Raw genomic sequence first — 12035 nt, forward strand, 5'->3', positions numbered from 1 at the left:
TAAATATCGGTGCAGTTTTTGGGGAGCAGGTCAGAATCGCGAAGCCTTGCAAACCCTCCTTCATAATGATTGGTAATGAGCTGAGTTAAATCACCCTTTTCTAAAGCAGCAAGACCCACAACTAAATCGTCTACAATACGAGATGTTTCAATTGCCAATTTTTTTTGCTCCGTTATGTCTGAAGCAAACTTGATTACCTTGTATGGTTTCCCATTCAAATCAAGGATTGGGTTATAGGTGGCTTGTAACCAAACCTCTTTTCCACCTTTTCCAATACGTTTGTATTCTGCAGTTTGGAATTCTCCGCGACCTAACGAAATCCAAAATTGTTTGTATTCTTCTGAATTTACATAATTAGGTTCAACAAACATACGATGGTGTTTTCCTTGGATTTCGGATAAAGAGTAACCCATGGTCGTTAAAAAGATATCATTGGCTGAAATAATTGTTCCATCTAAGTGGAATTCAATGGTCGCCTGTGCTTTGTTGATCGCTTCGATTTGACCTACAAATTCTCTAATTTGTTTTTTGTTCTCAGTGATATCGGTTGCAAATTTGATAACCTTAATGGGAACACCATTGGCATCAAGGATTGGAGTGTAGGTTGCTTGTAACCAAACTTCTTTCCCATTCTTTCCAAGTCGTTTGTATTCGGCAGTTTGGAATTCTCCTCGATTTAAACTAACCCAAAATTGGCGATACGCTTCCGAATTTGCTTCTTTTGATTCTAGAAACATACGATGGTGTTGGCCTTTGATTTCTGCCAAACTATATCCCATCAGAGTTAAAAAGTTTTCGTTTGCTGTGAGAATCGTTCCGTCCATTTTGAACTCAATCATTGCTTGGGATCTGTCAACTGCTCTTGCATGGGCATTACTTTCTGTTACATCAGCCCATTCCACAACACTTCCCAATCGTTCGCCTTTATCCGTTAAAATTGGATTTGCAATTAAATTAAATTCTCGGTTTCCAATGATGATACTAGTTTTGTGTTCGGAAGTAAAGGTCCCGAGTAATTTTCTTTGGTGGCTAGGATCTTTATGGTATGAATCAATATTACTCCCCATTAAATTTTTTAATGAAAAGTTTCTGATTTGTTTTTGGATGTCTGATTCCGAATTAGAAAACATTTTATGAATCGATTTATTCATATAAACAACATCTAAATTTAAATCAGAAATCATTACATTTGTGGAAACACAATCAAGTGCTGTTCGGATTTGGATGGCTTCCTTTAACGGTTTACTAATTTGTTTGATGAGAAAAAGTAATAATACAAACGAAACGAGTAAAAATATTCCACTGCCAATATATATAGTGGTCGAATCGTTTGTTTTTTCACCAAATGTCGTTTGGATCTCTTGCAAACTAGCAATGAAAACTAATTTTTGCAAATCTTCCAAATGACTAGAATAGTTTTTCCATTTTGTTGAAATTTCAGGATTCAGTGAGACTTGTTGTTTTTTGTTTTTTATGGATTCAATTGAATTGATTTGGTTGGAAACGGAATTTAGATAACTATCCTTCTCTTTTGCAACAACATGAAATTTTGAGATTTCTTCTTCTTTTGTGAATATTTTAGAAACTTGCTCAAAGGCTTGGTTGAGTTTATCAATATCATACTTTGTTTTTGCGATTAAGGTTTCATCTATTCCATTCGAATGAGTGATGGTTGTGATCGATTCCTGGATGGACATACTCGATTTTAATAAATGGGAAAGTGAATCCAGTTTTTTTGTCCGTTCTTCAACATTCAATGGAAGGGTTTCTTTTGCGGATAATAACCCGGAACTGTAAACACTCACCCAGACTGTGAACAATAATCCGATTAAAAAATACCCAACTAATTTTGTGTTTGTATTCACTGACTTCATATCAACCTCTATGACTTAATAATTTCTGATTTTCTATACTGATGGTTCTCTCAAATAATGAGGGGACATCTATGATAAGGGCAACATTGCCATCTCCGAGGATACTAGACCCACTGACTCCTTTCACATGTCGAAAGACGGAGCCCATGGGTTTTATCACTGTTTGGTACTCGCCTAACAGTCTTTCGACCACGATTCCTGCTTTTTTTTCTCCATTTCGTACGATCACAATATTTTCTCTTGTTCCTTGTGAGACGCGATCACATGGATAATAGTCTCTTAACCGAAGGAATGGAATCAAATTCCCTCGGAGTGCAAAAAATTGGTTTTGGTCAGCTTTATGTTCCTCTGAGAAATGCAGGCATTCCAATACCATTTCCATTGGGATGATGAAATGGCTATTGCCAACGGCAACAAGGAACCCTTCAATGATGGCAAGGGTCAGAGGCAATCTCAAAATGAAACGACTCCCTTGTTTCGGAAGTGATTTGACAGTAATGGTCCCGCGGAGGGCTTCAATGTTTTTGTAAACCACATCGAGTCCAACACCTCTACCTGAGACATTGGTTACCTTTTGTGCAGTGGAGAATCCAGGTTGGAAAAGCAGTTTGTATACGTCTTCGTCAGAATCTGGAACAGGTCCCGTCACAAGTCCTTTTTCGATTCCCTTTTGCCAAACTTTTTCTTTCGAAATTCCATTTCCATCGTCAAAAACTTCGATCACAACACTTCCTGCCTCATGATACGCATTCAGTTTGATTGTGCCTTGTTTTGGTTTTCCATTTTGGATGCGAACTTCACTTGATTCCAATCCATGGTCACAAGCATTCCTCACCAAATGGGTGAGGGGATCACTTAATTTTTCCACAATATTACGATCAAGTTCTGTTTCATTCCCTTCGGTAATGAGTCGAATGTCTTTCTCTAATTCCTTTCCTAAGTCCCGCACAATCCTTGTATACTTTTGGAAGCTATCCCCAATTGGAACCATACGCAATTTTAATGAAATTTCTCTCACTTCATTGAGAAGCCTCATCACCAGTAAGGAAGACTCTTGTAAATTGGAATCTTCTGTATCACCGATGAGTTGGTTCATATTCGCACATGAGACCACTAATTCTCCAACACGATTGATGAGATTGTCAATTCGTTTGGAATCCACTTTGATCGTGACGGATTTTGTATTCTCTTTGTTTGGATCAAAACCGTTTTGTTCACTGCTAGCAGTTTCTGAAAACCTTTGTGAGGAAGTTGTAGAACTTGTCGATTGTGCCTGGAAACCCGTTTTTCTGGATTTGATTTCCTCTAAATACTCTAAAAATCCTTTTTCGTCCAATACTTGGATTTCCTTCCAAACATTTCCCAAATAAATCTCTTCTTCAGGAAGTTGGTTTGCCAAATCAACAAGGTCTGTCGTGAGGAAACCAGGTGGGTAGATATGCAAAAAACTATCCTGTTCAATAAAATTAAAGACCTTGTTTACGGATTCTAAATCCTTATCTGATTGGAATTGGATTTCAAATCCTAAATAACAATTTTCAGGATCAAACTCACTTCCATCCGGTAAAAATTGATCAATGGTTTTTAGTGAAATGATGGTTCCGATTTTTTTTAAGTAACCAATGAATGAAATAGGATCCAGTCCATGCGAGAATACATTGAGATTTGGCCGAAAGGAAATCAGATAATTGGGAAAACCTATCCCGTTTTCGTTCGTACTGACATCTTTTGTCCCTTCGGCACTTTGGTTCCCTTCACCGTTTTGGATTTGAAAATTTTCATTTGATCCGAGGTTTTCCTTTTTTCCACCAACTTTTGTTTGCAAATATGGTTTCATTGCATCGAGAATTGTTTGGCCAAAGGTTATTTTATCAGCTGGGATTTTGCCTTTTGTTTCTTCTGAAACTAAAAATAATAAATGGTCTTTTGCTTTTAACAAAAGTTCGGTGAGATTGGAATGGAATTCTATGGTATGGGAACGTAATTCGTCTAAAAGATTTTCCACAACGTGAGTAAAGGATACAGTGGATTCGAATCCAAACATACCAGCAGTCCCTTTAATCGTGTGCACTGCTCGAAAGATCGCATTTAAATCTTCATCGGATGGAAGTGACGATTCCGTACGAAGTAAAATCGTTTCCATGTCTCGTAAAAGTTCTTCCGATTCAACGAGGTAGGCATCTATCACTTCCGTTAAATCCATTACGAAACTTTCCTTGTACCATACCGAAACTCAACTTCATTTGAGTGTTCTTTTTTTACTTTGATACGGTCGCCGAAGTAGGAGACAAGTCCCAGTAAATCAAAACTTTTGAGAACCGCTAGGGAATGATTGGTTAATGCCAATTTTTGGTGTTTTGAAACTGTTTGTTTTTTTAAAAAAATGAGAAGTTGGATTCCGGCAGAGTCGATCCTTTCAATTCCATTCAAATCGAGTTTTAAGGTTTTACCATGTACGTTATCCCAATGTTTCGATTTCTCATACCACTCATTGATATAGGGAACAGTAAGATAACCTGACCAAATTATGGTTTCTTCCTCATTTGATTTTTGAATGGATTGGTTTGGTTCCATAGATTACGGTAATAACTTTGCGATCGTATCCAAGAGTTCTTCAGGTGAAAATGGTTTCGTGAGCCATGCTTTGGCACCAGCATCCATCCCTTGTTGTTTTTTCTCAGGTTGGGATTCCGTTGTTAACATGATGATGGGAGTGAATTTGAATTTGGCATTTTCTTTCACTTTTTTGATAAAACTAATTCCATCCATATTTGGCATGTTCATATCAGAAACAATCAAATCCACTGGACTGGTTTCCAATTGTTTTAACCCTTCTAAACCATCACCCGCTTCCATCAAATCAAAGTTTGCATTCTTTAGATGGACAGAGATAATCTTTCGAAATACTGCTGAATCATCGATAATTAAGATTTTTCTATTCATTTTGTATCCTTTTTACGTTTGAATTGGGAGAAAAATTTCTGCTATCACACAGTTTGCTTTTGTTTCCGTGGTGTGATCAATTGCGTTTCTGATAAAAAACATACCATTATGTTTTTGTAAGATAAAATCTACCATGGTCAAACCAAGACCCAAACTAAATTTTTCTTTATCGTGAAAACTTTCAACGGGAGGGTGGATGCGGAAAAAAGGTTCTACTAATTTTTTTTCAGAAGTGAGTAATTGTCTGGCATACTCATCCTCAATCACATTGTTTTTAGCAGACAAACAAAAGTAACCATCTACAAAGGTTACAAAAATATCAAAGTTAGAGTTTTGTTTGGAATACTTCAAACCATTCGTAAAAATTTCATGGATTACTGTTTTGATCGAATTCAATTCTATTTCTAATGATACCGTTTGTTTCACAACAGGTAAATTCACTTTTATCTGTTTCACATCCATTTCATTCTGAAAGCTTTTTGTGATTTCGGGTAAGAGGGATAATAATTGGTTACTGGATACTTTCTGTAACGTAAATTTAGATTGAATGAATTCGACAGCCAGATCCAGACCTTTTAACATTGTTTTGTTATGGTCTTGGTTTTCTGTGAGTAATTCCCAATACTCTTTTTGGATGAGATAATTCCCATTTTCTTCTTTTTTAATTTTGTCAATCGTATCAATTAGAGTTGTCATCGCGCCAAGGCCTGAACCTTGCATCATTGTCGTTTTTAAGTTCAAAATGGAATTGAGTTCTGCATTAATTTCTGTGTTTTTGCGATGTGCTTCTTTGTAATTCAACCATTCTAATTGACTTTTGAGTTCCTTTGCTTCTTCGTCGATGAGAAGGGCTTCCATTCTTTTTAAGTAGACGTATTCTAAAGCCTTTTCCAAACGATCGGTCACTAATTCTACGTGAAGGGGTTTGATTAAATAATCATACACTCCCAATTTCATGATTTCGATGATTTCTTCCGTTTGGTCAATGGCTGTTTGGACAATAAAAACTGCGTTTGGTTCCAACTGACTTTGTTCAGCAATAAAGGTTTTGCCATCGATGACTGGCATCATCAGGTCTACCAAATAAAGACTGTATTTTTTTTCTTTCGCCATTTTTAGGGCGATGTCTCCATTTTCGGCCACTTCCGATGAAACACCTATCCGTTTGCAGATTCCTTCTAATAGAACTTGGTTTTCCCGTTTATCTTCTATGATTAGGATGGGTTCTTTCGGCCTACGGCTTTCATTTGCTTTGGAAACATTTTTTTGATTGGGATCGATTGGTTCCACCATATAGAATATCGGAAATCATATTCCGTATTTCTAAATGGTTCAATACCTTTATTTACGATTTTCTGGTAATATGAGAGTAAAAGTGGAGCCTTCTCCGAATTTGGAGGAAAGTTCAATCGTTCCACCTAGTTTTTCTGCCAAACCTTGTGAGATGGACAATCCAAGCCCAGTTCCTTCTATTTTTCCGTCATCATTCAGTCTCGTAAAACTATGAAAAATGCGGGTTTGGTCTTCTTCTGGAATTCCTGGTCCAAAATCTTTGACCTTGAAGAGAAGATTAGAATCATTCCATTCGCAATGGAATTCAACGAAGGTATGGACTGCATATTTAATGGCATTCGAAAGTAAATTCAAAAGGATTTGTTGGATTTTACCACTGTCAGAAGTCATGGTTTTGGACTGTATCGGCGGATAAAATCGAATTTCCATACGTTTGGAGTCAGCTTGGGGTTGGATGAGTTCTAATGTTTGTCTGCAAACATCTTCTGGTTTGAACTCGGAAAGTTTGAGTTCAATTTGTCCTGATTCAATCCTCATCAGATGTAAGATTTCATTGATCATTTTGAGGAGTCTTGTTCCTCCAGAATAGATGTAATTTAAATACTCTTTTCCAGTAAGATCTTCCTCTGGAAGTTGGATGAGTTTCGAAAATCCTATGATCGAATTGAGAGGTGTACGCAGTTCATGGCTCACATGAGCTAAAAAATCTGTTTTCGCTTTATAGGCTCGTTCCAATTCTTCTTTGGTTCGACTCAAGTCCAAGGTTCGTTCCAAGATAAGGGATTCTAAACTAGATTTGTAACGATTGAGTTCCGTTAGGTCTTTATCTCGTTGCACAAACAATCCCATCCATCGGCTTATTGTTTGAAAGATGAGTAGGTTATCATGATGGATGACAAAATTGGGAGTGTGTTTTTGGAATCCCATGATTCCTAAAAATTGATTTTCAAAGTGAACAGGAATCCATAAGATCGTTTCCACTTTTGATTCTTCAAAGTACCATTTTTCTTTGGGTAATGCTTTTTCCTTTTGCAAATAAATGAGTTTTCCATTTTTTAATTTATGAAGCCAACGGCTGATACCTTCCTTGTTCCAATTTAAATTTTGGAATTTGGAGGATAATAGTGGAAACTCCGTTGTTTTTCTTTCGTTGACCCAAATTTCAAATGTTTCTGTCGCAGTCGTTCCAATGTGTTTTAAGAAAAAAATGGAATCCATTTCTGTAAAATAGAGAAGTTGGTAAAGGGCTTGGGGCAAACTCTCTCTAATGGATGGTTTTTGGATGAGGATTTGAATGGAAGAAGCAACACCCAATTCAAATCGTAGCCTCCAAGTAATCTCTTCTTCTTGTTTTTGTTTGATTGTAATGTCTCGTACAAAAAATTTTGAGTATTTTTTGTTTGGGTCACCTTTCGGATCATCGAAATTTCCAAAAGATGTTTCTAAAATTTTTCCATCAACTTTATAGATGATTTCTGTATCAAAGTTGTTTGTGAGAATTTTATTTTTTAGAAAAAAACGAATGTCAAACTCTTTCGAAAGTTTGGTAAAAATGGAGTTTTGTAATAAAATTTCGTATTGCTTTGTTTTCGAATCGATACATAAAATCGCTGTCCCTGAATCATTTCCTTCTAAGGAAGCTTGAAAGAGGGACAACGGATCTAATATCATACTAATATTGTTTTAAAAGTTCTTTCGGCAGTTTGAAACTCATTGTGTCTTCGCGGCTTTCAGGAAATAAAGACACGGTTGCATTTGGAAAATGTTTGAGGATTTCTTCCACAATTTCATCCACTAGGATTTGTGGGCTTGATGCACCTGCTGTGATTCCTAAGATTTTAATTTTTGAATCCATGATGTGTTTTGGATCTACATCTTCTTTTTTTGAGATTTGAAAACTGGCGGGTCTTGTTTTTTTAGCCAATTGGCAAAGTCTCACTGAATTGGAAGAATTTTCCGCACCGATCACAAGCATCGCATCCACAGATTCTAACATCTTTTGAACGGCATCTTGTCTTTCTGTTGTCGCATAACAAATATCATCTTTTTGTGGGTGTTCCACGTAAGGGAATACCTCTTCGATTTTTTTAACGATATTTTTCGTATCTTCCACAGAAAGTGTCGTTTGCATTAGGTAGGTGAGCGGTTTTTCATTTGTGATTTTATTTTGTAAAGCTTCTACATCCTCAGGTGATTCCACCAAATGCATATTCGCTTCTCCCATCGTGCCTATGGCTTCGTCATGGCCTTTGTGGCCAATATAGATGATTTGGTGGGTGTCTTTGATATTTCGTGCTTTTTTGTGGACTCGAGTGACTAGGGGGCAAGTGGCATCTCCAATCTTCATTTTGCGTTCCGTCGCTTCTTTTACCACTTCGGGAGAAACACCATGTGCCGAGAAAACCACTGTGGCACCATCTGGAACTTCATTGAGTTCGCTTATGAATCGGATTCCCTTTTTTTTCATTTCCTCAACAACTCTTTGGTTATGAACGATTTCTTTTCGAACATAAAGAGGAGTCTCTGGGTTTTCCTGGAATGCCGTCTCTACGTAGGAGATCGCATATTTCACTCCAGCACAAAATCCTCGGGGGTTTGCTAAATAAATTGTCTCTAACACGTGAAAACGCCTACCTTTTCCATACGTCCAGTTCCATAGAAATCCTAGGACATATTTTAGAAAAGGGGAAGTTCTCTTTTTATTCAAATTTTATTTCATTTTCCCTATTATCCTCCCTACCAGAATGACCGATCCTTATCTTGAAAGGGCCAAGGATGGCCTCTTCGAAAATTCATCAATTTCTTGGGTTCAAGGTGAAAACTTTGAGCGGTGAGAGAACGGATTCAAGGAGGAACCCGGATGATTATCAACCACAACGTAAGTGCGATCTTTGCACACAGAACTTTGAAGTCTAACGACGCGAACCTGAGCAAAGATATCGAAAAGTTGTCTTCTGGTATGCGTATTAACAAAGCCGGAGATGACGCATCTGGACTTGCAGTGTCTGAGAAAATGAGAACTCAGATTGCTGGTCTTCGACGTGCAGAACAGAATACTGAAGATGGTATGTCCCTCATTCAAACGGCGGAAGGATATCTTCAAGAAACACACGAAATCGTTCAACGTGTTCGTGTACTCGCGGTGCAAGCTGCGAACGGTATCTACTCGGAAGAAGATAGACAACAAATCCAAGTCGAGGTTTCACAGCTAGTGGATGAGATCGATCGTATTGCTTCCCAAGCAGAATTCAACAAAATGAAACTGCTTACAGGAGCTTTTGCTCGTCTCAACCCAACTGCTAGTATGTGGTTCCATATTGGAGCTAACATGCACCAAAGAGAGCGTGTGTACATTGAAACAATGAACACTGCGGCATTGGGATTAAGAAACCCTACGGTTCTTACTTTCATCTCTCTTTCGACTGCAGGTAAAGCAAACTCCGTGATCGGACTTTGTGATGATGCCCTAAGAGTGATCTCTAAACAAAGAGCTGACCTTGGTGCATATTACAACCGTATGGAGCATGCTGCAAAAGGACTTATGAATGCTTATGAAAACACACAAGCTTCTGAGTCTCGTATCCGTGATACTGACATGGCTGAACAAATGACCAGCTTCACGAGATACCAAATCTTAACTCAGGCTGCTACGTCAATGCTTGCGCAAGCAAACATGAAGTCTCAGTCAGTGATGAGATTGCTCCAGTAATAGGATAAGAGAAACCTTAGGTAGGGCAGGGTGGTTGGGGCCCTTCCTTTGGTTTCTCGATTTTCATTTTTTGATTTCCTTTTTCCAATTCTCACTTAATACTTACGACTCTCCCAATTTCCTCTTCCCATTTTTTACTTTCCACATTTCAGTTTCATTCGATTTGCTTATTTGAATCTTGAACGAATCCAAGATAAATGTTTTGAATGAAATCCCATCGGAATCAAATAATGGTTATAAGTTTCCCATATGAAATTAAAGATTGATTCCGCTTACGAAATTTTAAAACCCATCATCAATCAAACTCCCTTACAATTCCATACCCGTTTGTCTGATTTGTATCAGGCAAAAATTTACCTTAAAAGGGAAGATTTACAAGTAGTTCGCTCCTATAAAATCCGAGGTGCGTACAATATGATCCAAAGTTTATCCTTAGAAGAACGAAAGTATGGAATTGTTTGTGCAAGTGCTGGGAATCATGCGCAAGGTGTTGCGCATTCATGTCGATTACTCCAAATACAAGGTGTGATTTACATGCCAGAAGTCACACCAAAACAAAAAATCAATCAGGTACGAATGTTTGGTGGAGAGTATATTGAGATTAAACTAGTAGGAGATACTTTTGATGAGTGCCAAAAGGAAGCCATTTCATATGCAAAAGAGAAATCCATGTCTTTTATTCCCCCTTTTGACCATCCAAAAATTATAGAAGGCCAAGGAACCGTTGGAAAAGAAATTTGTGATGAATTGAATGGGATCGATTTCTTATTTTTACCAATTGGTGGAGGTGGTTTAGGAGCAGGAGTGGGAACTTACTTCCAAGTTCATTCTCCGCAAACGAAGATCATTGGTGCAGAGCCACTAGGAGCACCATCGATGAAGGAAGCAATGAGGTCTGGAAAACCTGTGATTTTGGATAAAATTGACAAATTTGTAGATGGAGCCGCTGTAAAAAAAGTAGGGGATATTACGTTTCCTATTTGCCAATCTGTATTGTATGAGCTAACACTCGTTCCCGAAGGTAAAGTTTGTACAACGATTCTAGATTTATATAACTTAGATGCCATCGTGAGTGAACCAGCTGGTGCTCTCAGTATCGCAGCTATGGATGAATATAAGGATTTAATTCGGGGTCAAACAGTTGTTTGTGTTTTGAGCGGTGGTAATAATGATATCGATCGCATGCAAGAAATCAAAGAAAGGTCGTTACTCTATGAAGGACTCAAACAATACTTTATTGTTCGATTTGCACAAAAACCAGGAGCATTAAAACAATTTGTGAACGAAATCTTGGGACCAAACGATGATATTGTTCGATTTGAATTCATACAGAAACATAATAAAGAATCCGGGCCGGCCCTTATCGGCATTGAACTCAAATCAAAGCATGATTTTCAATCTTTAACAGTTCGAATGAAAAAATTCCATTTGAACTTCACTTTAATCAACCAAGATGAAAATTTGTTCGAATATTTAATTTAAATTCACATGGAAACTTAGATTTCATTTTGATCATTGATTCTTTTTTAGATTCTCACATTAGATTTCTTTAGAATCTCCTAAAGGAAATTTCAAAACAAACGATATTGATAATGATCCCATTGATCGCCGTACAGCTAAGAAACCCGGAGTGATTGCCGGGTTTTTTGTGCAAACATGAACTTATTTCTAAAATTTAACTTGGTTTTCAAGTTTATCTTGATCAAATCGGTGTTATGTGATAGATCGGTAGCATTGGGAGGCGGGTGGATTACCCCACCCAGTTCGATTAGGGCGGGGAAAGTATACCCTACTTGTCATCCCACTCATCCAATAATTCCCTACACGTTTTCCCTAAAGTTCCAAAATACTTTCTCATTACCAGTTTAATAAATTATTGAAGGTGGAATGGGTTACTGGTTACAAAGAATTTATGCGACGAATATTGTTTTCTCTCCTCACATTATTTGCAATTTGTTTGCCTCTTTTACTATTTCAATGCAAACCAGATTGGAAACAGAACTCTGGAGATCCTTTTACAAAGGCGTATTGGGAAAATCGACTTTTAGAAAATGACATCGTTGCTTATCCAAGGTTTTTTCTAGTAGAAGGAAGGGTCACTGGCCTTTACCAAAGCCCATTGACAATTCGTTCATCAACGGATGGAACGACTGTTACACTGCAACAGAATGGCAGTTTTTCTATGTTCATTTACGGATCTCCGAAATAGTTTCAGA

General features: G+C 37.6%; 9 protein-coding genes and 1 pseudogene. 3 read left to right on the plus strand and 7 right to left on the minus strand.

All coding sequences use genetic code 11. From position 1 onward, the window contains the following. Positions 1-32 precede the first annotated feature (32 nt). The 7 genes and pseudogenes from LEP1GSC202_RS01515 to ispH form a co-directional block, all read right to left on the minus strand. Positions 33-1874 (minus strand): annotated as a pseudogene (locus LEP1GSC202_RS01515) (PAS domain-containing protein); the annotation flags it as partial. A 1-nt stretch (position 1875) separates the two neighbouring features. Further along, entirely contained in the window at positions 1876-4077 is a 2202-nt protein-coding gene (locus tag LEP1GSC202_RS01520) for a chemotaxis protein CheA (RefSeq protein WP_015676027.1), read from the minus strand. Further along, positions 4077-4448 (minus strand): STAS domain-containing protein, encoded by a 372-nt coding sequence (locus tag LEP1GSC202_RS01525; protein WP_015675943.1) that lies wholly within the window; start codon positions 4446-4448, stop codon positions 4077-4079. Before LEP1GSC202_RS01525 ends, LEP1GSC202_RS01520 begins: the two co-directional genes overlap by 1 nt. A 3-nt stretch (positions 4449-4451) precedes the next feature. After that, a complete protein-coding gene (locus LEP1GSC202_RS01530) occupies positions 4452-4817 on the minus strand; it encodes a response regulator (RefSeq protein WP_015675861.1) in 366 nt (121 codons plus the stop codon). Between the two features lie 12 nt (positions 4818-4829). Next, positions 4830-6110, minus strand: a complete 1281-nt coding sequence (locus tag LEP1GSC202_RS01535) for a response regulator (RefSeq protein WP_015675778.1) — start codon at positions 6108-6110, stop codon at positions 4830-4832. A 48-nt stretch (positions 6111-6158) separates the two neighbouring features. Continuing rightward, the gene (locus LEP1GSC202_RS01540; RefSeq protein WP_015675855.1) at positions 6159-7781 is read right to left on the minus strand and encodes a sensor histidine kinase; all 1623 of its coding nucleotides are present in this window, start codon (positions 7779-7781) and stop codon (positions 6159-6161) included. 1 nt (position 7782) lies between these two features. Further along, entirely contained in the window at positions 7783-8730 is a 948-nt protein-coding gene (gene ispH / locus LEP1GSC202_RS01545) for a 4-hydroxy-3-methylbut-2-enyl diphosphate reductase (RefSeq protein WP_015675967.1), read from the minus strand. A 240-nt stretch (positions 8731-8970) separates the two neighbouring features. On the opposite strand from ispH, the gene LEP1GSC202_RS01550 reads away from it, so the two are divergent. From LEP1GSC202_RS01550 to LEP1GSC202_RS20140, 3 genes are all read left to right on the plus strand, one after another. Continuing rightward, positions 8971-9819: a flagellin N-terminal helical domain-containing protein gene (locus LEP1GSC202_RS01550; protein ID WP_002974229.1), complete on the plus strand. Its 849-nt coding sequence runs from the start codon at positions 8971-8973 to the stop codon at positions 9817-9819. 249 nt (positions 9820-10068) lie between these two features. Further along, on the plus strand, positions 10069-11301 hold the full coding sequence (gene ilvA / locus LEP1GSC202_RS01555; protein ID WP_015675904.1) for a threonine ammonia-lyase IlvA: 1233 nt from the start codon (positions 10069-10071) through the stop codon (positions 11299-11301). A gap of 430 nt (positions 11302-11731) precedes the next feature. Next, entirely contained in the window at positions 11732-12028 is a 297-nt protein-coding gene (locus LEP1GSC202_RS20140; RefSeq protein WP_244147606.1) for a hypothetical protein, read from the plus strand. Positions 12029-12035: the final 7 nt, after the last annotated feature.

It is taken from the genome of Leptospira yanagawae serovar Saopaulo str. Sao Paulo = ATCC 700523, from assembly GCF_000332475.2.
GTDB lineage: Bacteria > Spirochaetota > Leptospiria > Leptospirales > Leptospiraceae > Leptospira_A > Leptospira_A yanagawae.

Excerpts from the sequence above, each read along its gene's own strand:
- LEP1GSC202_RS01535 (WP_015675778.1), bottom strand. The coding sequence starts at position 6,110 with ATGGTGGAACCAATCGATCCCAATCAAAAAAATGTTTCCAAAGCAAAT.
- LEP1GSC202_RS01525 (WP_015675943.1), bottom strand. The coding sequence starts at position 4,448 with ATGGAACCAAACCAATCCATTCAAAAATCAAATGAGGAAGAAACCATA.
- LEP1GSC202_RS01530 (WP_015675861.1), bottom strand. The coding sequence starts at position 4,817 with ATGAATAGAAAAATCTTAATTATCGATGATTCAGCAGTATTTCGAAAG.
- ilvA (WP_015675904.1), top strand. The coding sequence starts at position 10,069 with ATGAAATTAAAGATTGATTCCGCTTACGAAATTTTAAAACCCATCATC.
- LEP1GSC202_RS01550 (WP_002974229.1), top strand. The coding sequence starts at position 8,971 with ATGATTATCAACCACAACGTAAGTGCGATCTTTGCACACAGAACTTTG.
- LEP1GSC202_RS20140 (WP_244147606.1), top strand. The coding sequence starts at position 11,732 with ATGCGACGAATATTGTTTTCTCTCCTCACATTATTTGCAATTTGTTTG.
- LEP1GSC202_RS01540 (WP_015675855.1), bottom strand. The coding sequence starts at position 7,781 with ATGATATTAGATCCGTTGTCCCTCTTTCAAGCTTCCTTAGAAGGAAAT.
- LEP1GSC202_RS01520 (WP_015676027.1), bottom strand. The coding sequence starts at position 4,077 with ATGGATTTAACGGAAGTGATAGATGCCTACCTCGTTGAATCGGAAGAA.